The sequence below is a fragment of the Kitasatospora azatica KCTC 9699 genome, from assembly GCF_000744785.1.
GTDB lineage: Bacteria > Actinomycetota > Actinomycetes > Streptomycetales > Streptomycetaceae > Kitasatospora > Kitasatospora azatica.
The window spans coordinates 5,365,609-5,390,208 of record NZ_JQMO01000003.1 but is presented as its reverse complement, the minus strand read 5'-3'; the positions used below and the strand labels follow the sequence as shown (position 1 = coordinate 5,390,208).

The window sequence follows — 24,600 nt, the reverse complement described above, 5'->3', positions numbered from 1 at the left end:
ACCGGGACATGCTGAAGGCCCATCGGATTCCGATGGGCCTTCAGTTGAACAGGGGCCGGGCCGTCAGTTGAACAGCGGGCTCGGCCGCCAGTTGAGTCGCCGGTCGAACAGCGGGCTCGGTGCCGGTCCGGACGGCGCGCTCAGTCCTGGTCGATGACCGGGGTGGCCGCCTTGGCCGCGGCGCGGGCGGCGGCCCGCTCGGCCAGGCTCGGCTCGGCGCCGCCGTTGTCGTAGTCCTCGCCGTAGGCGCCCTTGGCGGGGCGGCGACGGCGCAGCGGCGGCTCGACGCCGTCGGCCAGCCGGCGGCTGGTGAGCAGGAAGCCGGTGTGGCCGATCATCCGGTGGTCGGGGCGGACCGCCAGGCCCTCCACGTGCCAGGTGCGGACCATGGTCTCCCAGGACTGCGGCTCGGTGAAGGTGCCGTGCTCGCGCAGCGCCTCGACGGTGCGCGAGAGCTGGGTGGTGGTGGCCACGTAGCAGCAGATCAGGCCGCCGGGGACGAGCGCCTTGGCGGCGACGTCCAGGCACTCCCAGGGCGCCAGCATGTCCAGGATGATCCGGTCGACCTCGGTCTCCACCAGGTTGTCCTGGAGGTCGCCGACGGTGAGCTTCCAGGCCGGGTGCGGGCTGCCGAAGTAGCGCTCGACGTTGGACCGGGCGATGTCGGCGAAGTCCTGGCGGCGCTCGTAGGAGGCCAGCATGCCGGTGTCCCCGACGGCGCGCAGCAGGTAGGTGCTGAGTGCGCCGGAGCCGACGCCGGCCTCGACCACGCGGGCGCCCGCGAAGATGTCGGCCATGGCCAGGATCTGCCCCGCGTCCTTGGGGTAGATCACGGCGGCGCCGCGCGGCATGGACAGGACGTAGTCGGGGAGCAGGGGTCGCAGCGCGAGGTAGGGCACGTTCCCCGTGGTACGAACGACGGTGCCCTCGGGGGCGCCGATCAGTTCGTCGTGCGGGAACGCACCCTTGTGGGTGTGGAAGTTCTTCCCGGCTTCGAGCGTGAACGTGTAGTGACGGCCCTTGGGGTCGGTCAGCTGAACCTGGTCCCCGACCGTGAATGGCCCCCGCCTGCGGGTGGCACCGGTCGGTTCGGACATGCGGACAATCCTATAGGGGTTTGCGGCGCCGCCCTGACCACCAGGGTTTACCGCCTGCTGAGCGCCGCGCTGAGCCGGCGCTCGACGTCGGCCACCGAGAGCACTCCGTAGAGCGTGCCGTCCGCCTCCTCGACCAGGTACTCGCTGGCCGGGGTGGCCCGCAGGGCGGCGAGCAGTTGCTCGCCGTCGAGGTCGGCGGCCAACCGCAGGCCGGGTTCCAGTGAGCGGGCCAGCGCCCCGGCGGCCACCCAGGGGCGGCGGTGCTCGGGGACCTGCAGCACGGCGGCCTCCTTGACCAGGGCGATCGGGTCGCCGTGGCCGTCGGCCACCACCACCGCGCCGGCCTGCGCCTCGCGGGCCTGGCGCAGCGCCTCCGCGAGCGGGGTGTCGGCGCTGACCGAGACCGCCCGGCGGGTCAGGCCGCGCACGGTGAGGCCGGGCAGCGCCTCCTTGAGCCGGGCGTTGCGCACCGCGTTGCCCGCGCCGTTCCAGATCACCACGGCCAGCACAGCGGCCAGCGCCGCGTCCAGCAGCGCGTCACCGCCGGAGCGCTGGCTGCCGGCCCGGGCCGAGCTGAAGGCGGGCAGGCCGAACAGGACCACGATGGCGAGCATCCGGCCGGTCCAGGCGGCGGCCAGGGTGCCGGACATCGGGCGCCCGGTGATGCCCCAGACCACGGCGCGCAGCATCCGGCCGCCGTCCAGTGGCAGGCCGGGCAGCAGGTTGAAGGCGGCGACCACCAGGTTGGCCACGGTGAGGCCGGCCAGCAGGACGCCGGGGACGCTGGACAGCTCGACCTGCTCCATCAGCAGCCAGCAGATGCCGCCGAGCACCAGTGAGAGCAGCGGGCCGACGAAGGCCAGCCAGAACTCGCGTCCGGGGGTTTCGGCCTCCTTCTCGATCTCCGAGACGCCGCCGAAGAACTGCAGCTGGATCCGGCGCACCCCGAGGCGGTAGCGCAGCGCGACCAGGGTGTGGGCCAGTTCGTGGATCAGCACCGAGCCGTAGAAGGCGACGGCGAAGGAGAGCGCGACCAGGTAGCGGGTGAAGCCCAGCTCGGGCAGTACGGTGGCCAGCTGGTTGCCGAAGAGCCAGGTGATCAGGGCGGCGATCAGGAACCAGCTGGGGGTGACGTAGATCGGCACGCCGAACGGGCGGCCCATCAGGATGCCGCTGGCCGGGCGGTCCGGCTGCTTGGGCCCGCCGCCCGGCGGGGTTGGCCGCTGGGGTGGCTGCTGGGAGGTCTGCTGCCCCGTGGTGTCGCTCACCGTGACCCCTTCAGGTCGTGTCCCCGCCGATTCCCCTGCCCTGACAGGCGGGTAGCTGCCCACGCTACGTGATCTCCGCCCGCGATGGCCGAAGCGCCCCCCGTACAAGTCTTCATACCCGTTTTGCGGGCTCGGCTCGCCTGAGGGCTCGGCTCGCCTCCGGGCGCTCGCCGGCCGGGAGACCGTGTGAGTGGTCTGACAGCCGGATGGCAGTCGGACCCCCTAGGGTCTTGGGTATGCAGCAGACCGAGACCGCCCGCCAGGCCGTGCCGCCCAGTGGGCTCTCCCCTTCGCGTGCCGGGGATTTCCTGACCTGCCCGCTGCTCTACCGGCTGCGGGTGATCGACAAGCTGCCGGAGCCGCCGAGCCCGGCGGCCACCCGGGGCACCCTGGTGCACGCGGTGCTGGAGCGGCTCTTCGACCACCCGGCCGCGGAGCGCACCCCGGAGCGGGCGTTGGAGCTGCTGCGTCCGCAGTGGGAGCGGCTGCTGGGCGAGCGTCCGGAGCTGGCGGAGCTGTTTCCCGCGGACGCGGACGGCGCCGAGCTGACCCGCTGGCTGGCCGACGCCGAGAAGCTCACCGCCCAGTGGTTCAGGCTGGAGGACCCGACCCGGCTGGAGCCGGTGGAGCGCGAGCTCTACGTGGAGACCGTGCTGGACTCGGGCCTCAAGCTGCGTGGTTACATCGACCGGGTCGACGTCGCGCCGACCGGGGAGGTGCGGCTGGTCGACTACAAGACCGGCCGGGCGCCCTCGCGGGACTTCGAGGGCAAGGCGATGTTCCAGATGAAGTTCTACGCGCTGGTGGTCTGGCGCTGGAAGGGCGTGATCCCCAAGCGGCTGCAGTTGGTCTACCTGGGCGGCGGCGGGGACGTGGTCAGCTACGACCCGGAGGAGGCGGACCTGCGCGCGGTGGAGCGCAAGCTGCTGGCGCTGTGGGAGGCGATCAGCCGGGCGGTGGCGACGGGCGAGTTCCCGGCCACCCGCAACCGGCTCTGCGACTGGTGCGACCATCAGGCCAGCTGCCCGGAGTTCGGGGGGACTCCGCCGCCGTACCCGCTCCCCCTGACCGAAGTGCCACCGCAGAAGACGGTGGCGAGCATTGGGACGAGTATGACGAGCAAGGAGTCGTAGGTGACGATCCGTGTGCTGCTGGTCGACGACCAGCCACTACTGCGCACCGGTTTCCGGATGATCCTGGAGGCCGAGTCCGATCTGGTGGTGGTGGGCGAGGCCGGGGACGGTCAGCAGGCGCTGGAACAGGTCCGGGCGCTGCAGCCGGACGTGGTGCTGATGGACATCCGGATGCCCCGGATGGACGGGGTGGAGGCGACCAGACGGATCGCCGGGCCGGGCCGCGACGGTCCGGTGAAGGTGCTGGTGCTGACCACCTTCGACTTGGACGAGTACGTGGTTGAGGCGCTGCGGGCGGGGGCCAGCGGGTTCCTGCTGAAGGACGTGCCGGCCGAGGAGCTGGTGCAGGCGATCCGGGTGGTGGCGGACGGCGCCGCGATGCTGGCGCCGTCGATCACCCGTCGGCTGCTGGACATGTACGCCACCCGGCTGCCTTCGGGCGACGAGACGCCCTCCCCCGCGCTGACCGCACTGACCGAGCGGGAGATGGAGGTGCTGCGGCTGGTCGCCAAGGGGCTGTCCAACGCGGAGATCGCCGCCGAGCTGTTCGTCAGCGAGACCACGGTGAAGACCCATGTCGGGCACGTGCTGACCAAGCTGGGGCTGCGCGACCGGGTGCAGGCGGCGGTGTTCGCCTACGAGAGCGGGCTGGTGCGTCCCGGGGCGCTGTAGGGAGCTTCACGCCGAGGGGGGCCGTCCGGCTGGACGGCCCCCCTCGGTGTCAATGCGTCAGCGTCAATGCGTCAGCGTCGATGCGCCGGTGTCGCTGCGTCAGCCGCGGCCGATCTCGGCGAAGCGGAACACGTTGGTGGAGTCCACGGTGGCGTCCACGCCGGTGATGTCGGGGCGCGCGGCGTAGAACGACTTGTTCTGGAACAGCGGCAGCAGCGGGACCTGGACGGCCAGCTGGCTCTGGATCGCGGCGAAGGTGCTGGTGGCGACCGTGCGGTCGGTCTGGCGCAGCGTCTCCGGCACCAGCTTCTGGCTGATCTGCGGGTCGTCGAAGCCGTTGTGGAAGGCGCCGCCGCCGACCACCAGCGGGACGATGAAGTCGTCCGCGTCCGGGTAGTCGGCGCTCCAGCCGACCGTGTAGGCCTGGTAGCTGCCGGCCGCCCAGCCCTTCTTGAAGGCGGTCCAGTCGGGCTCCTGGTTGACCGTCACCTGGAACAGGCCGCCGGCCTCCAGCTGCTTCTTCAGCGCGGCGCTCTCGGCGCCCTGGGCCCGGGTGCGGGACCAGGTGAGGGTGAGCTTGACCGGGATGGGCACCTTGGCCGCGGTCAGGTAGGCCTTGGCCTTGGCCACGTCCGGCTCGCCGTACTTGTCGTAGAAGGCGGTGCTGTGGCCGCCGATGCCGGAGGGGACCGGCGAGTAGAGCGGCTCGACCGTACGCGCGTAGACATCGCGCGCCAGCGCCTGGCGATCGAGCAGCTGGGCGGCGGCCTGACGGACCGCGAGCTGGCCGGTGGTGTCGTCCTTGGTGTTGAAGACCAGGAAGCGGGTGTCGTTGCCGTCCGCCTGGGTGATCTTGACGGTGCCCTTGCCGAGCTGCTGGTCGGTCAGCAGCTGGGCCGAGACCTGCGGGTCCAGGCTGTTGTCGGTGAGGTCCACCGCGCCGCTGTCCAGGGCGGACTTCAGCTCGTCGGGCGAGCCGAAGAACTTCACCGCGAACTTGGAGTTCTTGAGCTTCTGGTCGCCCTTGTACTTGGCGTTGGCCGAGAGGGTGACCTTGCCGATCGACTTGGCGCCCCCGGCGCCGGCCGTCTCGTCCACCGAGTCGATGGTGTACGGGCCGGAGCCGACCAGCTGGCTGTTGGCCAGCTCGTGGTCGGCCGGGAAGACCTGGTGGTCGACGATCGAACCGGCCGCGCCGGCCAGCTTGTCGGGCAGCGTGGCATCGGGCTCGGCGAGGTGGAAGACCACCTCGGTGTCGCTCTTGGCCTCGACCGACTTGACCGTGTCGAAGAGCGAGGACGGGCCGTTCTCGTCCTTGATCTTCTTCATCCGGTCCATCGAGAAGACCACGTCCTGCGCCGTCAGCGGGTGGCCGTTGGAGAAGGTGAGCCCACTGTGCAGGGTGCAGTGGTAGGTGGTCGCGTCGGCACCGGAGAACTCGCAGGACTGCGCGGCGTCGGGCTGCGGGGCGGTGCTGCCGGCCGGGAACCGCAGCAGGCCCTGGAAGCTGTTCTCCAGGATCAGCCAGGAGCCCTGGTCGTACGCGCCGGCCGGGTCCAGCACGCCGGTGACGTTGGTGGTGCCCATGGTGATCGCGTTCTTGTTGCCGTCACCGCCGCCGGCGATGGACTTGACCGATCCGCACCCCGCCAGCGAGGTGGCGACCAGGGTCGCGCACCCCAGCGTCAGCAGTCGGCCGGGGGCGCGTCGTATCGCTGAAGTCATGCGTTCCTTCTCCGTGCAGGCCGGCCGAGGGTGCCGGTGAGGGCAGCCGCCGACCATCCCCGGATAGGGGATCGCGTCGGTCGGTTTGCCCGGGCGTGTCGGGATAGACCGCAGCAGCCTGCCACATTGGCGGCACACGTCCGACCGAGCATCGGACACGCTTTCGCATCGAAGATCGGCAGAACCGACGACTTGTCAGACCATGCCCGATTTGCCCGAATTTATGGATCCCTGACGCCTCATGGAGGAGATGAACGTCACACCCGCGCGGCCACCACCGAGCGCAGCAGCTCGAGGTCCAGCTCGGCCAGCGAGCGCAGCACGGTGCGCCCGGGCGCGGGCTCGATCGGCGCCACCGAGGGCACCGCGATCACCGGGCAGCCGGCGGCCTCCCCCGCCTGCACGCCCAGCGGCGCGTCCTCGATCACCACGCAGCGGGCCGGGTCGGCGCCGAACCGGGCCACCGCGGCGAGGTACGGGTCGGGGTGCGGCTTGGTCCTGGTCACCTCGTCCCCCGCCACCGAGAAGGCGAACGGGTGGTCACCGAGGTTCTTCAGCACCAGGTCGATGATCCGCCGGTGCGAGGCCGAGACCAGCGCCGCCGGGATCCGCTGCTCGGCGAGCAGCCGCAGCAGCTCCTCGGCGCCCGGCATCAGCGGGGCGCCGCCGTCCAGCAGGTCCACGAAGCGCTGGTTGATCTGCACGGTGAGCTCGGCCGGACTCAGCTGCAGGCCGGTGATGCCCAGCAGGTAGTCGATCACCCTGGTCATCGGGCCGCCGACGACCTGGGCCCGGTGGGTCTCGTCCAGCGGGTGGCCCAGCTCGGCGAAGAGCGAGGACTCGGCCTGCCACCAGAAGTGCTCGGTGTCCACCAGGGTGCCGTCCATGTCCACCAGCACCGCCTGCAGGCCTCGGCCCCCGGTCTCGTCGAGGCTTGTGGTGGTGGTGTCGACGGTGGTCATGCGGGCACGCCCCTTCGCTGCTCGACCCCCCGGTGAGAAGGGGGGCCGTCCAGCATACGCGCAGTTCAGCGAACTGCGCGCGATCAGCGGGTTACCGCGCGTTGAAGTACTTCGCCTCCGGGTGGTGGATGACGATCGCGTCGGTGGACTGCTCGGGGTGCAGCTGGAACTCCTCGGAGAGCACCACGCCGATCCGCTCGGGCTTGAGCAGCTCGGCGATCTTGGCGCGGTCCTCCAGCTCCGGGCAGGCACCGTAGCCGAGCGAGAAACGGGCACCGCGGTACTTCAGCTGGAACATGTCCCGGATGTCCTGCGGGTCCTCGTCGCCGAAGCCCAGCTCGTAGCGGACCCGGGCGTGCCAGAACTCGGCGAGCGCCTCGGCGAGTTGGACCGACAGGCCGTGCAGCTCCAGGTAGTCGCGGTAGGCGTTGGCCTGGAACAGCTCATTGGCCGCCTCCGAGACCCGGTTCCCCATGGTGACCACCTGCAGGCCCACCACGTCCTTCTCGCCGGACTCCTCCGGGCGGAAGAAGTCGGCCAGGCAGAGCCGGCGGCCACGGCGCTGGCGCGGGAAGGTGAAGCGGGTGCGCTCGGTGCCGTCCTCGTTGTAGACGATCAGGTCGTCGCCCTTGGAGGCGGCCGGGAAGTAGCCGTAGACCACGGCCGGCTCCAGCCAGCCCTCGGTCTGCAGCCGGTCCAGCCACATCCGCAGGCGCGGCCGGCCCTCGGTCTCCACCAGCTCCTCGTACGAGGGTCCGCCGGAGCGCGCCGCCTTCAGGCCCCACTGGCCCTTGAACAGCGCGTCCTCGTCCAGCCAGGAGGAGTAGTCGGCGAACGGGATGCCCTTGACGATCCGGTCGCCCCAGAACGGCGGGCTGGGCAGCCGGTTGTCCACGGCCACGTCCGAGCGGATCTGACCGAGGTTCTGCTCCTGCGGCTCCTCGACCTCGACCCGGGCGTGCCGGCGCTGGCGCAGCTCTGGCAGCGCCGCGCCCGGCACGCCGCGCTTGACGCCGATCAGCGCATCCATCAGCCGCAGGCCCTCGAAGGCGTCCCGGGCGTAGCGGACCTCGCCCTGGTAGATCGAGTGCAGGTCCTGCTCCACGTAGGCGCGGGTGAGTGCCGCGCCGCCCAGGATCACCGGGAAGTCGGCGGCCAGGCCGCGCTGGTTGAGCTCCTCCAGGTTCTCCTTCATGATCACCGTGGACTTGACCAGCAGCCCGGACATGCCGATCACATCGGCCCGGTGCTCCTGGGCGGCCTCCAGGATCGCCGAGACCGGCTGCTTGATGCCCAGGTTGACGACCGTGTAGCCGTTGTTGGACAGGATGATGTCCACCAGGTTCTTGCCGATGTCGTGGACGTCGCCCTTGACGGTGGCCAGCACGATGGTGCCCTTGCCCTCGTCCTCGGACTTCTCCATGTGCGGCTCCAGGTGGGCCACCGCGGTCTTCATCACCTCGGCCGACTGCAGCACGAAGGGCAGCTGCATCTGGCCGGAGCCGAACAGCTCGCCGACCGTCTTCATGCCGTCCAGCAGCGTCTCGTTGACGATCTCCAGCGCCGGACGCACGGTCAGCGCCTCGTCCAGGTCCGCTTCCAGGCCCTTGCGCTCGCCGTCGATGATCCGCCGCTTGAGGCGCTCGTCCAGCGGCAGCGCGGCCAGCTCCTCGGCCTTGGAGGCCGCGGTCGAGGCGGCCGAGACGCCCTGGAAGAGCTCCAGCAGCTTCTGCAGCGGGTCGTAGCCCTCGGAACGGCGGTCATAGACCAGGTCGAGGGCGACCTCGCGCTGCTCCTGCGGGATCCGGGCGATCGGCAGGATCTTGGCGGCGTGCACGATCGCCGAGTCCAGGCCGGCCTCGACGCACTCGTGCAGGAAGACCGAGTTGATCACCTGACGGGCCGCCGGCGACAGACCGAAGGAGATGTTCGACAGGCCCAGCGTGGTCTGCACGCTGGGGTGACGGCGCTTCAGCTCGCGGATCGCCCCGATGGTCTCGATGCCGTCGCGGCGGGACTCCTCCTGGCCGGTGCCCAGGGTGAAGGCCAGGCAGTCGACCAGGATGTCGTGCTCGGCGATGCCGTACTCGCGGCCCAGCTGCTCGATCAGCCGCTCGGCGATCGCCACCTTGGTCTCGGCGGTGCGGGCCTGCCCGTTCTCGTCGATGGTCAGCGCGATCAGGGCCGCGCCGTGCTCGCGGGCCAGCCCGGCGACCCTGCCGAACCGGGTGTCCGGGCCGTCGCCGTCCTCGTAGTTGACCGAGTTGAGCACCGCGCGCCCGCCCAGCAGCTCCAGACCGGCCCGCAGCACCTCGGGCTCGGTGGAGTCCAGCACGATCGGCAGCGTGGAGGCGGTGGCGAGGCGGCCGGCGATCTCCCGCATGTCGGCCACGCCGTCCCGGCCGACGTAGTCCACGCACAGGTCCAGCAGGTGCGCGCCCTCGCGGATCTGCTCGCGGGCGATCTCCACGCAGGCCTGCCAGTCGGCGGCCAGCATCGACTCGCGGAACTTCTTGGAGCCGTTGGCGTTGGTCCGCTCACCGATCGCCAGGTAGGAGGTGTCCTGGCGGAACGGCACCGACTGGTAGAGCGAGGCGGCGGCCGGCTCCGGCCTGGGGTCACGCGGGGCGACCGGGCGGCCCTGCACCCGCTCGACCACCTGGCGCAGGTGCTCGGGGGTGGTGCCGCAGCAGCCGCCGACCAGCGAGAGGCCGTACTCGCGGGTGAAGGTGTCGTGCGCCTCGGCCAACTCGGCCGGGGAGAGCGGGTAGTGCGCGCCGTCCTTGCCCAGCACCGGCAGGCCCGCGTTCGGCATGCAGGACAGGCCGACCCTGGCGTTCTTGGCCAGGTAGCGCAGGTGCTCGCTCATCTCGGCCGGGCCGGTGGCGCAGTTCAGGCCGATGTAGTCGACGCCCAGCGGCTCCAGGGCGGTCAGCGCCGCGCCGATCTCCGAGCCGAGCAGCATGGTGCCGGTGGTCTCCACGGTCACCTGGGCCAGCACCACCAGGTCGAGGCCGGCCTCCTCCAGGGCGTCCTGGCAGCCCAGCACCGCCGCCTTGGTCTGCAGCAGGTCCTGGCTGGTCTCCACCAGCAGCGCGTCGGCGCCACCGGCGATCAGACCGGCGGCGTTCTGCTTGAAGCCCTCGCGGACCACATCGAAGGTGGTGTGCCCCAGGGTGGGCAGCTTGGTGCCGGGGCCGATCGAGCCGAGCACCCAGCGCGGGCGGTCCTCGGTGGCGTAGCTGTCGGCGACCTCGCGGGCGATCCGGGCGCCGGCCTCGGAAAGCTCGAAGATCCGCTCCGGGATGTCGTACTCGCCGAGCGCGGCGAAATTCGCGCCGAAGGTGTTCGTCTCCACACAGTCGACACCGACCGCGAAATAGGCCTCGTGCACTCCGCGCACGATGTCCGGGCGGGTCACATTAAGGACCTCGTTGCAGCCTTCCAGGTCCTGGAAGTCTGCCAGCGTCGGGTTCTGCGCCTGGAGCATGGTGCCCATCGCACCGTCGGCGACCACCACGCGGGTGGCCAGGGCTTCGCGCAATGCGCTGGCGCGGGACTGCTGAGCGGCAGAGGGGACACTGGTGGCCATGGGGCTACTCCCTGGGTGCGACGGCTGTCGGCTATGCGCTCCCCCTGAATGGGGATGCACTCGGCCAGGGTATCCGCCCGGACCGCTCGCCATGGAGGGCATTCCGTATGGTGAGCCATCAGAGGGAGGAAGCAGGGGTGAATCCACGGGTTCTCTGGCAGGTCGGCGCGCGAATACGGGTCCGGGCCCGGGCGCTACGGCGATCTACCGGGCAGGCGCCGCGCGGGCGTGTTCGACTGCGACGGCGGTGGATTCTCGCTCTCGCGGTGATCGGCGCGCTGCTGGTGCTGCCGGTCGGATCGGCGGCGCTGGCGCTGCGGCTGGCCGACGCGGGCGACCCGGCGGCGCAGGCGCGCAGCCGGGGCCGGGACGCGGCCTGGCTCGGGCACGCCTGGGTGGACGGCCACAAGGGACCGGCCGAGCTGGCGGCGCTGCCGCAACTGGTGCGCGGCGGGATCCGGGACCTGTACGTGCACACCGGGCCGCTCGAGGCGGACGGCTCGCTGCGCGCCGACCGGTACCCGCAGGCGCGGCAGCTGGTGGACGCGGTGCACCGGGAACTGCCCGGGGTGCGGGTGCAGGCCTGGCTGGGCAACGTGGTCGCACCGGAGCACGAGGAAGGGCTGCACCTGGACCGGCCCGAGGTGCGGCAGCGGATCACCGAGTCCGCGGCGCAGGTGCTGGACGCCGGCTTCGACGGCGTGCACTACGACCTGGAGCCGGTGCACTCCGGCTCGGCCGGATTCCTGACCCTGCTCGACCAGACCCACGAGCTCACCGTGGCGCGCGGGGTGCCGCTCTCGGTGGCGGCGCCGCAGATCGACCCTCTGCCGGCACTGCACTCGGTGGCCGGGGCGCTGACCGGGCACCCCAAGTGGTGGTCGCAGGAGTACTTCGGGCAGGTGGCCCGGCGGGTGGAGCAGATCGCCGTGATGTCCTACGACACCGCGATGCCACTGCCCACGCTGTACGGCGGCTATGTCGCGCAGCAGACCGAGCTGGCGTTGGAGGCCACGCCGGAGGCTGTCGACCTGCTGATGGGCCTGCCCGCCTACGATGCCGACGAGTGGGGCCACCGCGGCTCGGCGGAGACGGTGCCGGCGGCGGTGCGCGGGATCCGGCTGGGCCTGAGCCGGCAGGCGGTCGGCCGGCAGACCTTCGGGGTGGCGGTGTACGCGGACTTCTCGGCGACGGCGGCGGACTGGGAGTCGTACCGGCGGGACTGGTGCTGAGACCGACCGGCGATCGGGGGGTGGGTGAAGGAGCGGGTCGAGGGCCGAGTCTGGGCGGCGCCGACGAAGGAGTCCATGCGGAGCATTGGCGACTGAGGAGAAGCCGTCCAGGCGACAGCCATCGGCCCGCGACGCCGCCCCCCGATCGCCGGTCGGTCTGAGTTGAGCCGCGTACGGTGAGGATATGACACGCGTTCATGGGGGCTTGACCTACTCGGCGTTGCGCGGATTCCGCCCGCTGCTGCTGGATCTGCACCGGCCGGCCGGGGACGCGCCGGCACCGGTGGTGGTGTGGGTGCACGGCGGCGGATTCCAGTGGGGGGACCGGCGGTACCTGCCGGAGACGCTGGAGCCGGGGTCGCTCTGGACAGCGCTGACCGAGGCGGGGGTCGCCGTGGCCACGGTCGACTACCGGCTCTCCGGCGAGGCGCGCTTCCCCGCGCAGCTCGCGGACCTGGCGGCGGCACTGGGCTACCTGCGGGAGCACGCGGGCGAGCTGGGCCTGGATGCCGGGCGGATCGCGCTCGCGGGCGAATCGGCGGGAGCCACCCTGGCCGTGCTGGCCGCCTTCGCGGACCGGGCGGCGCAGGCGGCTGCAGGAGGGACAGAGGCGGCAGGGGGCGTGGCAGCGGTTGCCTGCTGGTACCCGATCACCGATATGACGGTCCGTCATGCCGACCGGGACGACTCCCCCGAGGCCAACCTGCTCGGCGGCCGACCCGTGGACCTGCCGGAGCTCGCCGCACTCGGCAGCCCGGTGGCCCAGGTACCGGCCGACCCGCCGCCGTTCCTGCTGCTGCACGGCACCGAGGACACGATGGTGCCGAGCACGCACAGCGAGCGGCTGCACGAGGCGCTGCTCAAGGTCGGCGGACGCGCGCAGCTGCGACTGGTGCCGGGCGCGGACCACATCTTCGCGGGGTACGACGACGTGCCGGCGCTGGTGGCGCAGACGGTGCGGTTCCTGGCGGATGAGCTGGGCAGCTGAGCAGGGCCCGCCAAGGGGCTGGCCCACCGCGCAGCCGGGCCCGCCGAGCAATAACACTCGGCGGGCCCGGGAGGCGTACTGCGCGGCAGGCTCAGTTGAAGTCGAGGCCGCCGGTGCGGGTGCGCTTGAGCTCGAAGAACTTCGGGTAGCCGGCCAGCAGGCGGGCGCCGTCGAAGACCTTGACGGCGTCCTCGCCGCGCGGGATCGCGGTCAGCACCGGGCCGAAGAAGGCGACACCGTCGATGTGGATGGTCGGCGTGCCGACGTCCTCACCGACCGGGTCCATGCCCTCGTGGTGGCTGCGCTTGAGCGCCTCGTCGAACTCGGTGCTCTCGGCGGCGGCCGCCAGATCGGCCGGCAGGCCGAGTTCGGCCAGCGCCTCGGCGATCACCACGGCGTAGTCCTTGTTGTCCTGGTTGTGGATCCGGGTGCCGAGCGCGGTGTACAGGTCGCGCAGCACCTTGGACCCGTGCCGCTCGGCGGCCGCGATGCAGACCCGGACCGGGCCCCAGCCACGGCCCAGCATTTCCTTGTACTGCTCGGGCAGGCCCTCGCGGCCCGAGTTGAGCACGGACAGGCTCATCACCCGGAAGTTGAGGTCGAGGTCACGGTGCTGCTCGACCTCGAGGATCCAGCGGGAGGTGATCCAGGCGAAAGGGCAGATCGGGTCGAAGTAGAAGTCAATCTTGGTCGGCGCGGTCGTCGTGTTCGTCATGCGCCAACGATAGGTCGCTCTTCCGACAACTGTGAGCCGTCTGGTGGGTTTTCGGCCCAGACCGTCAGGCGGGCCGCCAAGGCACGCAGCTCGCCGCGCAGTTCGGCCGGGTGCAGCACGGTGCACGGCCAGCCGAGGCCGGCCAGCATCGAGGCCATCGCGTCCAGCCGTTCGGCGCGGGTGCTCAGCAGCACGCCCTGGTCGGTGACGGTCAGGGTGGCCACGGTGGACGGGATCCGGCGCCGCGCCTCGGCGGGGGTGGTGTGCAGCAGCACCTCGACCTGGTACCGCCAGGGAGCCGAGGCCAGCGTGTCGAGGACGTGGGCGACCGGGTCGAAGCCGGGCGGTCCGGGCTCGGTGAAGGACGTGTCGAGCGGTTCGAGGGCGCGGATCCGGTCCAGCCGGAAGGTCCGCAGCTCGCCGCTGAGCTGGTCCAGGCCGGTGACGTACCAGCGGTCAGCGTGGCAGACCAGGCCGTACGGGTCCAGCTCGCGTTCGGTCTCGGCGCCCCGCCAGGAGCGGTAGGCGAGCTTGACCCGGCGCCGGGCGCGGGCCGCCTCGGCGAGGGTGAGCAGAGCACGGGCGTCGGGGGGCGGGGTCGGCACAGCCGGGCCGGTGACGCCGACGGTCTGGGCGACGGCGGCCACGCGTTCGCGCAACGCGGCCGGGAGCACCCGCTGGATCTTCGCGAGCGCGGCCTCGATCGCCGCCGCCCCGGCCGGGACCGCCGAGCGACGGCCGAGCAGCAGGCCGAGGACCACCGCCATCGCCTCCTCGTCGGTGAGCATCAGCGGCGGCAGCTTGAATCCGGGGCAGAGCCGGTAGCCGCCGTAGCGACCGCGCTCGGCCTCCACGGGGATGCCCAGCTCGGCGAGCCGGGCCGCGTAGCGGCGCACGGTGCGCTCGTCCACGTCGAGTCGGTCGGCGAGTTCGGGGCCGGTGAGGCCGGGGCGGGCTTGCAGGAGCTCCAGCAGGGCCAGGACGCGGGTGACGGGGTGGGTCATGGCGCGTGTCTCTTCCCTATCCGGGCGGATTCTGTCCGGATTCGATCCTAGGGTCGTTCCAGAAGCGTTGATCCCTGGAAGCCCCGAAGGAGGAGGAGATTTCTATGAGCACGTTCGTGCTTGTTCCCGGGTACTGGTTGGGTGCCTGGGCCTGGGACGCGGTGGCCGCGCCGTTGCGGGCGGCCGGGCACACGGTGCACGCGGTCTCGCTGACCGGCCTGGCCGAGCGGGCCGGCGAGGGCGGCCCGGGGGTCGACCTGGAGACCCATGTCGCCGATCTCACCGGTTTGATCACCGGCGCCGACCTGCGCGAGGTGGTGCTGGTCGCCCACAGCGGTGCGGGCGCGCCGGTGACGGGAGCGGCGGACCGGGTGGCGGAGCGGATCCGCCGGGTCGTCTACCTGGACAGCGGCCCGCTGGCCGACGGCCTCGCGCCGCTGGACCAGTACCCGCCCGAGCAGCAGGCCCGAGTGGAGGCCTCGGTGCTGGACGGCTGGCGCTATCCCATGCCGTCCTGGGCGGAGCTCGCCGCCAACGGAGCGAGCCTGGTCGGTCTCGGCGCTGCTGAGCAAGCGCTCATTCAGCAGCGGGCCACCGCCCAGCCGATCGGCACGCTGCGCCAGCGCCTCAAGCTGACGGGCACCGGGGCCACGCTGCCGAAGACGCTGGTCTCCTGTTCGTTCCCGCTGGACCAGGTACGCGCGATGATCGCCGACGGCCATCCCTACTTCGCGGAACTCGCCGGCTCGGAATGGGAGTTGGCGGAGCTGCCCACCGGCCACTGGCCGATGTTCTCGCGGCCGGCGGATACCGCGCGGGTGCTTGAGCAGGTGGCGGCGAGGTGATGGGCCTCGGCCCACCCTCGGTGAGGCGGGGGTGGGCCGAGGCGGCATGCGGACCGACCGGTTGCTAGCCGGCGTAGGCCTGGAGCCCGGAGAGCTGGGCGGCCGGCCAGCCCGTGTTGGCGGTGAAGTTGAGCCTCAGGTAGCGGATGGCGGCGGCCGGGAAGGTGATGGTCACCGTGTTCCCGGTGGCCGGGTCGAAGGTGTAACCCCCGGAGGCGGCCAGCGTGCTGTAGCCACTGCCGTCGGTCGACCCCTGCACGCTCAAGGCCTGCGTACGGGCCGCCCAGGCGGCGGCCGGCGGGAGCTTGAGCGTCACCTTGTCGATCGCGCCGGCGCAGCCCAGGTCGACCTGGAACCACTGCGGGAACGCGTTGTTGGCGCTCTCCCAGTAGGAGTTGACGTCACCGTCCACCGCATTGCCGGGCAGGTAGCCCTGGTTCGCGGAGGAGGCGGTTGCGGGCCTGCCCTGCAGCAGGTCTCCCGCACCCGACGGGCAGCTCGGCGTGGGAGTCGGCGTCGGGCTGGGCGTAGGCGTGGGCGTGGGCGTTCCGCCGCCGCTGTAGACCGGCTGTCCCCCGTACGTCCACACCGGCGCCGGCCACACCCCCGTGCAGGTCGTGCCGGTGTTCCACCCGGAGTTCCCGCCCCCGTCGGTGATCGCGAATCCGCTCCCGACGCAGTTCTCGATCGGCGTGTTCGCCTGCGCGATGTTCTTGGCTTGCACGTTGGTGAACTTCGCCGTGGCGTTGGCCTGCGCCTGGAGCGCGTACGTCCCGGCGCCGTCGATGTTCACGTTGGTCAGGTTCAGGCCGTTGACCGCGCCCTCGATGGTCTGGATCGCCTCGTAGGAGCTGTCCAGGATGTCCGTGTCGGTGACGTTGATGGTGGCGCCGGTGATCGGCTCGTTGAGGCCGTCGAACCACATCGCGCCGACCCCGAAGTTCCAGTTGAAGTCGCTGTTCCCGGCCCTGATCAGGGTGTTGCGGGCCAGCGTGAAGGTGCCTGCGACGGCGGTGCCGCTGCCGGAGTTGACTCCCGGGTAGCGGTTCGCGACATGGATGCCGCCGCCGTTGGTGATGGTGTCGGAGACCACGTTGTCCGAGATGGTGAAGTCCCGGCCGCCGTAGCTGACGATGTTGTTCGCCAGGATCGGCAGCTCCACGGTGTCGTGGGTGAAGCTGTCGTTGGCGTTCGGCTTGTCCTGCGGCCAGGAGGCCAGGCCGTCGTCACCAGTGTTCCGGACCAGGGTGTTGGTCACCGTCGAACTGGTCACCCCGGTGTGGAAGTTGACGCCGTCCGCGGTGGTGTCCTGGATCCGGCTGTTCTTGATGGTCAGCCCGTCCATCGGCCCGTCCATCCAGGCGCCGACCTTGACGTGCTGGATCCACAGGTCGTCGACGGTGGAGTTGGACAGTGCGCCGCCGATACCGTTGACCTGGTCGTCGTCCACCCGGTCACGGATGTCGCCGCTGATGGCGAAGTCCTTGAGCGTGACGTTGCGGCTCGGCCCGCCGGCCTCCTGCGGCCGGATCGCGCCGGTGTAGCCGCCACCGGCGACGTACTTGCCGTAGATGCCGGCCGCGCGGTTGCGGTTGACCGGGTCACGCCCGCCCAGCACGGTGTACCAGGGGCCGGCCCCGGCCAGCGTGACGCCGTCCACCACCACGTGGTCGTAGAGGGTGTAGTTGCCCTGCGGCAGGTAGACCGTGCGGCCTTGCGCCTGACCGGCGTTGACGGCCGCCTGAAGTTTGGCGGTGGAGTCGACGGCCCCGGTCGGGTCGACGCCGTAGTCCGCCACCGCATCGATCGCCCCGGCGGGCTTGGCGATCGGCGGTGCGACGTTCTCGAAGTCGGCCAGGTCGACGGTGAAGGTGGGCGACTGCGCGGTGGAGGAGACCTGGAGGCGGATCCTGGTGCCGGCCGGAAGGGTGCTGCCGAACATGGTCCGCGCGTCGTCGTAGAAGTGGTGCGGGTTGGTGTCGCCCGGGTTGTTGTTGAACGGGTAACCGCCGTAGAACCAGCTGTACTTGGACGTCACCGGCACGCTCTTCAGCAACCCGCCGTTGACCAGCAGGTCCATCGAGGCGTCCCGCCCCTGGCCGTCGCCGGAGTCGGGGATGCTGTAGCGGAAGTCCATCGCGTCGGCGGGCCGACTGAGGGTGAACTCGACGTACTGGCCGACCGAGTTGAGCGTGACGGCCTGTCGACCCGAGGCCTCCGAGGCGAGGTGGGTGTAGAGCCGGTCCGGACCGATCACGCTGCCGTTGGTCGCCGCGTACTCGGCCTCCTGCTCGACGAACGGGACGGTGGCACCGCGCCCGGCGACGGCGAGCGGCGAGAGGGTCGGCACGCCGGCGGCCTGGGCCGAACCGGCCGTGCCGATCACGACGGTGACCAGGCCGGCCGCGGCGAGCGCGGCGGCGGTGAGCAGCGAGACGCCCTGGGTCAGCGGTCTGCGCCGGGGAGGTGGCTGCATTTGGGGCTGCATGCGGGGCTGCATCTGGGGGTCCACATCCTTGCTGGGGGTGGGGGATGAGGGTGGGGACGGGCCCGGGCGAGACCTGAGACTACGAGCGCCGCGTCGGCAAGTCCATAACAAAGCCAGAAATTTGTGCGCTGATATTGGGAACTTGCAATCACATGTCTCCTCATTGCGCGGCGGCGAGTCCTCCCACGCAGGCGTGCGCCATCCCGGTCAGCCACCCGGGCGAGTTGACCGGCGCGTTCTGACGGTTCGTCAGCGTGGTGGCGACAAGCCGGTGGCATATGCGCGATGATCGGAGGTGGGGGGTCGCTGGATGCGGCCACAGCTGATCGGAGGGGTCCGTGAATCTCAATCTGCCCACGCCGCTGCTGGTGCTCTGGGACATCGACCACACGCTGCTCGACTGCGGCACGGTCAACCGCCGGGCCTACGCAGCCGCCTTCCAGCGCGCCACCGGGCAGCCGCTGGAGCGCAGCTGGCAGTTCGACGGCCGCACCGAACTGGCCGCCGCCACCGAGGTGCTGCGCGCACACGAGCTGGACCCGGGCGACGGACTGCTCAGCACCTTCCTCGAGCTGGTGGTGGCCGAGATGCAGGACCGCGCCGACGACCTGGCGGACGAGGGCCACGCGCTGCCCGGCGCCCAGGCGGCACTCGCCGCGGTGGGAAAGGTCGCCGGGGTCCGGCAGTCGGTGCTGACCGGCAACCTGCACGCGCTGGCCGTCCTCAAGCTCAGCGCCTTCGGCCTCACCGACCTCCTCGACCTGCGCCTCGGCGCCTACGGCGACGACGCCTACGAACGCTCCGACCTGCCCGCACACGCCTTCGACCGCACCGAACAGGTCCTCGGCCGCCGCTTCGACGGCCGACAGACCGTGATCATCGGCGACACCCTGCGCGACGTGGCAACCGCCCAGATCGTCGGCGCCCGCAGCGTGGCGGTTGCCACCGGAACCGTCTCCGCCGCCGAGCTGGCGGCAGCGGGCGCCGACGTGGTGCTGCCCGACCTGACGGACACGGCAGCGGTCCGGCGCGCGGTGACGGGACGCTGAGCGGGCGCTGACGAGGCACCGACCGGGCGCTGACCAGGCACTGACCGGGCGCTGGAGAGTAATCCGGTTGCCTCTCCCCCGGGCCCCTGGTGGACTGGCGGGATGGACACCGAAGCTGTGCTGGCCCGGTACGACCGTGAGCTGCGGCGCGAGGCGGGGCCGGAGGGGCCGGGGGCGGTGGTGCAGCGGGTGGGGCCGGTGGTGCGGCACGACGGGGGTGAGTTCGGGTGGTCCGCGGTGCTCTGGTCGGATCTGGATGCGGGGACGGCCGATCCGGCGATCGCCGAGCAGGTGCGCTACTTCACCGCGCGGGGGCGGGAGTTCGAGTGGAAGCACTACCGGCACGACCGGCCCGCCGACCTGGGTGAGCGGCTGCTCGCGGCGGGGTTCACGGCCGAGCCGGCGGAGACCCTGATGGTGGCCGAGGTGGCCTCGCAGCTCACCGAGGTGGTGCTGCCCGAGGGGATCCGGCTGCGTACCGGGGCGGACGAGGAGGGGATCACCCTGCTGGGGCAGGCGCACCAGCGGGCCTTCGGCACCGATCCTGCCCAGCTGTTGCGCCGGCTGCGGCTGCAGGCGGCGCAGGCGCCGGAGACGATCAGCGTGGTGGTGGCGATGGCCGGGGACGAGCCGGTCTGCGGTGCGCGGATGGAACTGCTGCCGGACGTGTCCTTCGCCGGCCTCTGGGGTGGTGGGACGGCGCCGGCCTGGCGTGGTCGCGGGCTGTACCGCGCGCTGGTGGCCCACCGGGCGGGGCTGGCCACCGAACGCGGCTACCGCTATCTGCAGGTGGACGCCTCGGACCAGAGCCGGCCGATCCTGCAGCGGCTGGGCTTCGCCGCGTTGAGCGTCACCACGCCCTACACCTTTCAGCCCTGATATCAGCCCTGCCGGTCAGCCCTGCCGGTCAGCCCTGCCTGTCAGCCCTGCTGGTCAGCCCTGCTGGTCAGCCCTGACGGAGCCAGACTGCGCCGTCGCAGGGAAGTTGGCCATCCGTCAGGTCCTCGCTGGTCAGCAGGACCTCGCCGCACCCCGGCAGCGGGACCGGCTCGGCCGAGAGGTTGACCAGGCAGCTCAGGCCGGGTCCGCGCCGGAAGGCGAGCACTCCGGGCCGGCTGGGCAGCCACTCGAACTTGTCGCCGCGGAAGCCCGGTTCGCGCCGACGCAGGGCCAGCGCGGCGCGGTAGAGGGCGAGCATGGAGTCCGGGTCGGCGCGCTGTGCCTCGACGGTGAGCCGGGCCCAGTCGGCGGGTTGCGGCAGCCAGGGCGTCACACCGGGGGCCGAGAAGCCGTACGGCGGTTCGCTGCCGGACCAGGGCAGCGGGACCCGGCAGCCGTCCCGTCCGGGGTCGGTGCCGCCGGAGCGGAAGTGCATCGGGTCCTGCAGCCGTTCCAGCGGCAGTTCCTCGACCTCGGGCAGGCCCAACTCCTCGCCCTGGTAGAGGTAGACGGCGCCGGGCAGGGCGAGCGAGAGCAGCGCGGCGGCGCGGGCCCGGCGCAGGCCGAGGACCGGGTCGGTGGGGGTGCCGAAGGCCTTGGCGGCGAAGTCGAAGCCGGTGTCGCGGCGGCCGTAGCGGGTGACCGTGCGGGTGACGTCGTGGTTGCAGAGCACCCAGGTGGCGGGGGCGCCGACGGGGGCGTGCAGGGTCAGCGTGGCGTCGATCGAGGCGCGCAGTTGTTCGGCCTGCCAGGGGCGGGCCAGGAAGTCGAAGTTGAAGGCGGTGTGCAGCTCGTCGGGGCGCAGGTAGCGGGTGAACCGCTCGGCGTCGGGCAGCCAGACCTCGCCGACCAGGATCCGCACCCCGGGGTAGGAGTCGGCGATGGCTCGCCAGGAGCGGTAGATCTCGTGCAGTTCCTCGCGGTCCACATAGGGGTGCGGGTCGCGGCCGGGTTCGAAGTCGGGCAGCGCCGGGTCCTTGGCGAGCAGTGCTGCGGAGTCGATCCGCACGCCGGCCGCGCCGCGGTCGAACCAGAACCGCAGGATCGCCTCGTGTTCCCAGCGCACCTGCGGATGGGCCCAGTTGAGGTCGGGTTGCTGGCTGGCGAACAGGTGCAGGTACCACTGCCCGTCGGGCACCCTGGTCCACGGGCAGCCGCCGAACTCCGACACCCAGTCGTTGGGGGGCAGTTCGCCGTCGGCGCCGCGGCCCGGGCGGAAGTGGAAGAGCTCGCGCTGCGGGCTGCCGGGGGCGGCCTCCAGCGCGGCGCGGAACCACGGGTGGGTGTCGGAGACGTGGTTGGGCACGATGTCCACGATGCTGCGGATGCCCAGTTCGAGGGCTTCGGTGATGAGTTGCTCGGCCTCGGCCAGGGTGCCGAAGAGCGGGTCCACCGCGCGGTAGTCGGCCACGTCGTAGCCGCCGTCCGCCATCGGTGAGGGGTACCAGGGGTTGAACCAGACGGCGTCGACGCCGAGTTCGGCCAGGTACGGCAGGCGGGCGCGAACTCCGGCCAGGTCCCCGGTGCCGTCGCCGTTGCCGTCGGCGAAGCTGCGCGGGTAGACCTGGTAGATCGCCGCGTCGCGCCACCAGTCGTCGTGCACGGGTCGGTCCCTTCTGCGGATGGGCGTCAGCCCTTGAGGCTTCCCGAGGTCAGCCCGGACATGATCGAGCGCTGGAAGAGGAGGAAGAAGAGCACCGTGGGCGCCGAGGCGATCGCCAGCGCGGCGATCACCACGTTCTGCGGCACGCCGGTGGCCAGCGAGTTGATGCCGATGTTGAGCGGCTGGTTGCGCGGGTCGGGTTCCACCAGCATCGGCCAGAGGAAGTCCTTCCAGACGTTGACCACCGCGAAGATCGACACCACCCCGATGATCGGCCGCGACATCGGCAGCACGATCGACCAGAGCGCGCGCACCGGTCCAGCGCCGTCGATCGCGGCCGCGGCCATCAGGTCGGCCGGGATCGAGTCGAAGAAGCGCTTCAGCAGGAAGATGTTGAAGGCGTTGGCCACGGTGGGCAGCCAGATCGCCCAGGGCGAGTTGATCAGGTTGAGGTGCAGCAGCGGCAGGTCGAGCACGGTCAGGTACTGCGGGACGATCAGCACAGCGGCCGGGATCATCAGGGTGGCGAGCATCAGACCGAGGATCAGGTTGCCGAGCACCGGCCGGAGTTTGGACAGCGCGTAGGCCGCGGCCACGTCGAAGACCAGTTGGAGGGCGAGCGCGCCGAAGGCGTAGTAGAGCGTGTTGAAGAGCAGTCGGCCGAGCCGGAGTTTGCTCCAGGCCTCCGCATAGGTCTCGGGGTGCAGCTGGGTGGGGAAGAGCGTGGGCGGGTTCTGGATCACCTCGTGGGTGGACTTGAGTCCGCCGGTGACCAGCCAGTAGAGCGGTCCGAGGAAGACCAGGGTGAAGCCGCCCACCACCAGGGTGAGCACCGTCCAGTAGACGATCCGGCCGCCGCGCCGGTTGAGCTGGCTCTGCGAGATCAGGGTACGGGTCTGCGGTTCTGCGTGCGCCATGGCGAAGCCCTCCTAGTCCTCGGCGCGGCTGAGCTTGACGTACACGGCGGAGAAGCCGGCCAGCACCACCAGCATCACCAGGCCGAGCGCCGCCGCGCTGCCGTAGTTGCCGAAGTTGAAGGCGTACTGGTAGACGAGGTTGACCACGGTCATGGTCGAGTCCTGCGGCCCGTTCCCACCGGTGAGCAGGAAGGGCTCGACGAAGACCTGCATGGTCGCGACGATCTGCAGCAGGAGCAGCAGGGACAGGATCAGCCGGGTCTGCGGGATCGTCACGTGCCAGATCCGGCGGAGCAGGCCGGCGCCGTCCAGTTCGGCGGCCTCGTAGAGCTCGCCGGGGATGCCCTGCAGGGCGGCCAGGTAGATCAGGGTGGCGCCGCCCATGTTCATCCAGGTGGCGGCGATCACCACCGAGAGCATCGCGCTGCCGGGTGAGTTGAGCCAGGCCGAGGTGGGCAGGTGCAGCGCGTGCAGGATGTGGTTGAACAGGCCGTAGCCCGGGTCGTAGAAGTACTTGAAGAGCAGGACCGAGGCGACCGGCGGCAGCATCACCGGCAGGTAGACCAGGATCCGCAGGTAGGCCTTGGCGTGCCGGAGTTCGTTGAGCAGCACGGCGACCAGGAACGGCACCGCGAAGCCGAGCAGCAGGGCGAGCAGGGTGAACTGCAGGGTGTTGCCCCAGGCGTGCCAGAAGGCCGGGTCGTGGGTGATCCGGGTCAGGTTGGCCAGGCCGACCCAGCTGGTGCGGCCGCGTTTGGTCTTCTGGAAGCTCATGATCACTTCACGGACCATCGGGTACCAGGTGAAGCAGCCGAAGCTGACCAGTGCGCCGGCCAGGAAGCCGTAGGCGGTGAGGTTCTGACGCAGCCTCAGGCGGCTCGCTGCCATCGGGGTACTCCCACTCGGTGAAGCGGGGGCCGGCCGGCGACCGGCCCCGGACGGACGCTCGACTACTGGTTGTTGGCGATGACCTGGTTGACCTGGGTCTCGGCGTCCGAGAGCAGCTTGGCGACGTCCGCGTTCTGGTTGGTCAGCACGCCGGAGACGGCGTTGTCCAGGATCTTGTAGATCTGCTGGGCGTTGGCCGGCTCGGTCTTTCCGGGCACCGAGGTGGCCAGGTACGGCGCGTAGTTGGCGACCGGAACGGTGGCGCTGGCGGCCTTGCCCTGGTTGTCGGCGGCCAGGCTGGCGCCGCCGAAGAAGAACGGCTGCGGCAGACCGACCGGCAGCCCGTCGGCCTTGGACCTGGCGTAGTCGAACTGGCCCTTGCCGATGGTGAGGTACTTGAAGTTGATCCAGGCGATGCCGGCCTTGATCTGGTCGGGAGTGGACCCCTTCTTGAAGAAGTAGTCGTTGCCGCCGAGCAGCGCGGCCCTGCCACCGGGCATCGGGCCCATGCCGTAGTTGGCGTAGTCGCCCTTGAGGGTCTGCACCATGTAGGTGATGTCGTCGGGTGCGCCGATGTACATGCCGGTCTTGTCGGTGGACATCTGGGTCATCAGGTCCGGCCACTTGAGGCCCTGGGCCGCGCCCACGCTGTTGTCGGTCCAGCGCATGTCGTGCAGGTTCTGCAGGACCTGCTTGCCCTCGGCGGTGTTGAAGGCGGCCTTCTTGCCGTCGCTGGAGAGCATCGAGCCGCCCAGGCCGTAGAGCTCGGCGGTGAAGTGCCAGCCGCCGGTGTTGCTCGCGCTGTACTCGCTGTAGCCGTTGACGCCGTTGCCGAGTGCGGCGATCTTCTTGGCGTCGGCGCGGACCTCGTCCCAGCTGGTCGGCGGCTTGTCGGGGTCCAGGCCGGCCTGGGTGAAGAGCTTGCGGTTGTAGATCAGGCCCATCTTGTAGTTGGAGGTGGGCAGGCCGTAGAGCTTGCCGTCCGACTTGAGGGTGGACAGCACCGACGGGTCGATGTCCTTCAGGGCGGGCACCGAGGCGTCGTTGACGTAGGCGGAGATGTCCTCGGCCTGACCGGCGTCGAGCACCTGGTTGAGGTCGGTGAAGTAGCTGTAGAAGACGTCGGGCTGGCTCTTGCCGGCCAGTTGGGCGGTGAAGGCGGCCGGGTCCTCGCAGGGGGAGGCGTCCTTGGAGTTGATCGTGACGTTCGGGTAGAGCTTGTTGAACGCCGCGATGTCGGCGGCCCACTCCTTGCGTTCGGCGGTCTTGGTGACCGGCGGCTGGCAGTCGATGCTGATGGTGACCTTGGTGTTCGGGTCGAGGGTCGCGCCGCCGCTGGGCGCGGGCTTGGCGGTGCCCGATCCGCCGCCGCTGCTCCCGCAGGCGGAGAGCGAGACGGTCAGGCCCGCGACAGCGGCGGCCGCGACGGATCTGCGCAGGAACTGCTTGCTGTTCATGGGGGACCCTTCTGCGGGCACGGGGA

19 protein-coding genes are annotated in these 24,600 nt (G+C 71.0%); 7 read left to right on the top strand and 12 right to left on the bottom strand.

From position 1 onward, the window contains the following. Positions 1-140: 140 nt before the first annotated feature. Both BR98_RS34455 and BR98_RS34450 read right to left on the bottom strand, forming a co-directional pair. A complete protein-coding gene (locus BR98_RS34455; RefSeq protein WP_035851251.1) occupies positions 141-1,097 on the bottom strand; it encodes a tRNA (adenine-N1)-methyltransferase in 957 nt (318 codons plus the stop codon). A gap of 47 nt (positions 1,098-1,144) precedes the next feature. Beyond that, positions 1,145-2,365: a site-2 protease family protein gene (locus BR98_RS34450; protein WP_035851249.1), complete on the bottom strand. Its 1,221-nt coding sequence runs from the start codon at positions 2,363-2,365 to the stop codon at positions 1,145-1,147. 236 nt (positions 2,366-2,601) lie between these two features. Between BR98_RS34450 and BR98_RS34445 the strand changes: the two genes are divergently transcribed. After that, positions 2,602-3,498, top strand: a complete 897-nt coding sequence (locus BR98_RS34445; RefSeq protein WP_051970849.1) for a RecB family exonuclease — start codon at positions 2,602-2,604, stop codon at positions 3,496-3,498. Then, positions 3,499-4,170 (top strand): response regulator, encoded by a 672-nt coding sequence (locus BR98_RS34440; RefSeq protein ID WP_035851247.1) that lies wholly within the window; start codon positions 3,499-3,501, stop codon positions 4,168-4,170. It begins immediately after the preceding gene. 99 nt (positions 4,171-4,269) lie between these two features. Here BR98_RS34440 and BR98_RS34435 read toward each other — a convergent pair whose 3' ends face one another. From BR98_RS34435 to metH, 3 genes are all read right to left on the bottom strand, one after another. Then, positions 4,270-5,895 (bottom strand): ABC transporter substrate-binding protein, encoded by a 1,626-nt coding sequence (locus tag BR98_RS34435; RefSeq protein ID WP_051970846.1) that lies wholly within the window; start codon positions 5,893-5,895, stop codon positions 4,270-4,272. 257 nt (positions 5,896-6,152) lie between these two features. Further along, positions 6,153-6,857, bottom strand: a complete 705-nt coding sequence (locus tag BR98_RS34430) for an HAD family hydrolase (RefSeq protein ID WP_051970844.1) — start codon at positions 6,855-6,857, stop codon at positions 6,153-6,155. 91 nt (positions 6,858-6,948) lie between these two features. Beyond that, a complete protein-coding gene (gene metH, locus BR98_RS34425) occupies positions 6,949-10,449 on the bottom strand; it encodes a methionine synthase (protein ID WP_035851245.1) in 3,501 nt (1,166 codons plus the stop codon). 137 nt (positions 10,450-10,586) lie between these two features. On the opposite strand from metH, the gene BR98_RS34420 reads away from it, so the two are divergent. After that, a complete protein-coding gene (locus BR98_RS34420; protein WP_035851243.1) occupies positions 10,587-11,681 on the top strand; it encodes a glycoside hydrolase family 18 protein in 1,095 nt (364 codons plus the stop codon). Positions 11,682-11,865: 184 nt separating this feature from the next. After that, positions 11,866-12,669, top strand: coding sequence for an alpha/beta hydrolase (locus BR98_RS34415; RefSeq protein ID WP_063774888.1), 804 nt, complete (start codon positions 11,866-11,868; stop codon positions 12,667-12,669). Positions 12,670-12,760: 91 nt separating this feature from the next. Here the strand turns inward: BR98_RS34415 and BR98_RS34410 are convergent, their stop codons facing one another. Beyond that, positions 12,761-13,384, bottom strand: a complete 624-nt coding sequence (locus BR98_RS34410; protein WP_035851241.1) for a mycothiol-dependent nitroreductase Rv2466c family protein — start codon at positions 13,382-13,384, stop codon at positions 12,761-12,763. Then, positions 13,381-14,388 (bottom strand): helix-turn-helix transcriptional regulator, encoded by a 1,008-nt coding sequence (locus tag BR98_RS34405; RefSeq protein ID WP_035851239.1) that lies wholly within the window; start codon positions 14,386-14,388, stop codon positions 13,381-13,383. Before BR98_RS34405 ends, BR98_RS34410 begins: the two co-directional genes overlap by 4 nt. A 104-nt stretch (positions 14,389-14,492) precedes the next feature. Here BR98_RS34405 and BR98_RS34400 point away from each other — a divergent pair, with 104 nt between their 5' ends. Beyond that, entirely contained in the window at positions 14,493-15,233 is a 741-nt protein-coding gene (locus tag BR98_RS34400; protein ID WP_035851237.1) for an alpha/beta fold hydrolase, read from the top strand. A 64-nt stretch (positions 15,234-15,297) separates the two neighbouring features. On the opposite strand, the gene BR98_RS34395 is transcribed toward BR98_RS34400, so the two are convergent. After that, on the bottom strand, positions 15,298-17,709 hold the full coding sequence (locus tag BR98_RS34395) for a galactose-binding domain-containing protein (protein ID WP_035851234.1): 2,412 nt from the start codon (positions 17,707-17,709) through the stop codon (positions 15,298-15,300). Positions 17,710-18,059: 350 nt separating this feature from the next. Here BR98_RS34395 and BR98_RS34390 point away from each other — a divergent pair, with 350 nt between their 5' ends. Beyond that, positions 18,060-18,770 carry a haloacid dehalogenase-like hydrolase gene (locus BR98_RS34390; RefSeq protein ID WP_035851232.1) on the top strand — a complete coding sequence of 237 codons (711 nt, stop codon included), beginning with the start codon at positions 18,060-18,062 and terminating at the stop codon, positions 18,768-18,770. Positions 18,771-18,872: 102 nt separating this feature from the next. Continuing rightward, entirely contained in the window at positions 18,873-19,649 is a 777-nt protein-coding gene (locus tag BR98_RS34385) for a GNAT family N-acetyltransferase (RefSeq protein ID WP_035851230.1), read from the top strand. A 67-nt stretch (positions 19,650-19,716) separates the two neighbouring features. Here the strand turns inward: BR98_RS34385 and BR98_RS34380 are convergent, their stop codons facing one another. The 4 genes from BR98_RS34380 to BR98_RS34365 all read right to left on the bottom strand — a co-directional run bounded on the left by BR98_RS34380 (position 19,717) and on the right by BR98_RS34365 (position 24,574). Then, entirely contained in the window at positions 19,717-21,312 is a 1,596-nt protein-coding gene (locus BR98_RS34380; protein WP_198042333.1) for a glycoside hydrolase family 13 protein, read from the bottom strand. Positions 21,313-21,338: 26 nt separating this feature from the next. Beyond that, positions 21,339-22,229, bottom strand: a complete 891-nt coding sequence (locus tag BR98_RS34375) for a carbohydrate ABC transporter permease (RefSeq protein ID WP_035851225.1) — start codon at positions 22,227-22,229, stop codon at positions 21,339-21,341. 12 nt (positions 22,230-22,241) lie between these two features. Continuing rightward, positions 22,242-23,117, bottom strand: a complete 876-nt coding sequence (locus BR98_RS34370; RefSeq protein WP_083977350.1) for a carbohydrate ABC transporter permease — start codon at positions 23,115-23,117, stop codon at positions 22,242-22,244. Between the two features lie 62 nt (positions 23,118-23,179). Continuing rightward, positions 23,180-24,574: an extracellular solute-binding protein gene (locus tag BR98_RS34365; protein ID WP_035851217.1), complete on the bottom strand. Its 1,395-nt coding sequence runs from the start codon at positions 24,572-24,574 to the stop codon at positions 23,180-23,182. Between the last annotated feature and the right edge of the window lie 26 nt (positions 24,575-24,600).

Bases quoted from the DNA above. Each gene is read 5' to 3' on its own strand.
- BR98_RS34455 (WP_035851251.1), bottom strand. From the start codon at position 1,097: ATGTCCGAACCGACCGGTGCCACCCGCAGGCGGGGGCCATTCACGGTC.
- BR98_RS34445 (WP_051970849.1), top strand. From the start codon at position 2,602: ATGCAGCAGACCGAGACCGCCCGCCAGGCCGTGCCGCCCAGTGGGCTC.
- BR98_RS34435 (WP_051970846.1), bottom strand. From the start codon at position 5,895: ATGACTTCAGCGATACGACGCGCCCCCGGCCGACTGCTGACGCTGGGG.
- BR98_RS34430 (WP_051970844.1), bottom strand. From the start codon at position 6,857: ATGACCACCGTCGACACCACCACCACAAGCCTCGACGAGACCGGGGGC.
- metH (WP_035851245.1), bottom strand. From the start codon at position 10,449: ATGGCCACCAGTGTCCCCTCTGCCGCTCAGCAGTCCCGCGCCAGCGCA.
- BR98_RS34415 (WP_063774888.1), top strand. From the start codon at position 11,866: ATGACACGCGTTCATGGGGGCTTGACCTACTCGGCGTTGCGCGGATTC.
- BR98_RS34410 (WP_035851241.1), bottom strand. From the start codon at position 13,384: ATGACGAACACGACGACCGCGCCGACCAAGATTGACTTCTACTTCGAC.
- BR98_RS34405 (WP_035851239.1), bottom strand. From the start codon at position 14,388: ATGACCCACCCCGTCACCCGCGTCCTGGCCCTGCTGGAGCTCCTGCAA.
- BR98_RS34400 (WP_035851237.1), top strand. From the start codon at position 14,493: ATGAGCACGTTCGTGCTTGTTCCCGGGTACTGGTTGGGTGCCTGGGCC.
- BR98_RS34395 (WP_035851234.1), bottom strand. From the start codon at position 17,709: ATGCAGCCACCTCCCCGGCGCAGACCGCTGACCCAGGGCGTCTCGCTG.
- BR98_RS34385 (WP_035851230.1), top strand. From the start codon at position 18,873: ATGGACACCGAAGCTGTGCTGGCCCGGTACGACCGTGAGCTGCGGCGC.
- BR98_RS34375 (WP_035851225.1), bottom strand. From the start codon at position 22,229: ATGGCGCACGCAGAACCGCAGACCCGTACCCTGATCTCGCAGAGCCAG.
- BR98_RS34370 (WP_083977350.1), bottom strand. From the start codon at position 23,117: ATGGCAGCGAGCCGCCTGAGGCTGCGTCAGAACCTCACCGCCTACGGC.
- BR98_RS34365 (WP_035851217.1), bottom strand. From the start codon at position 24,574: ATGAACAGCAAGCAGTTCCTGCGCAGATCCGTCGCGGCCGCCGCTGTC.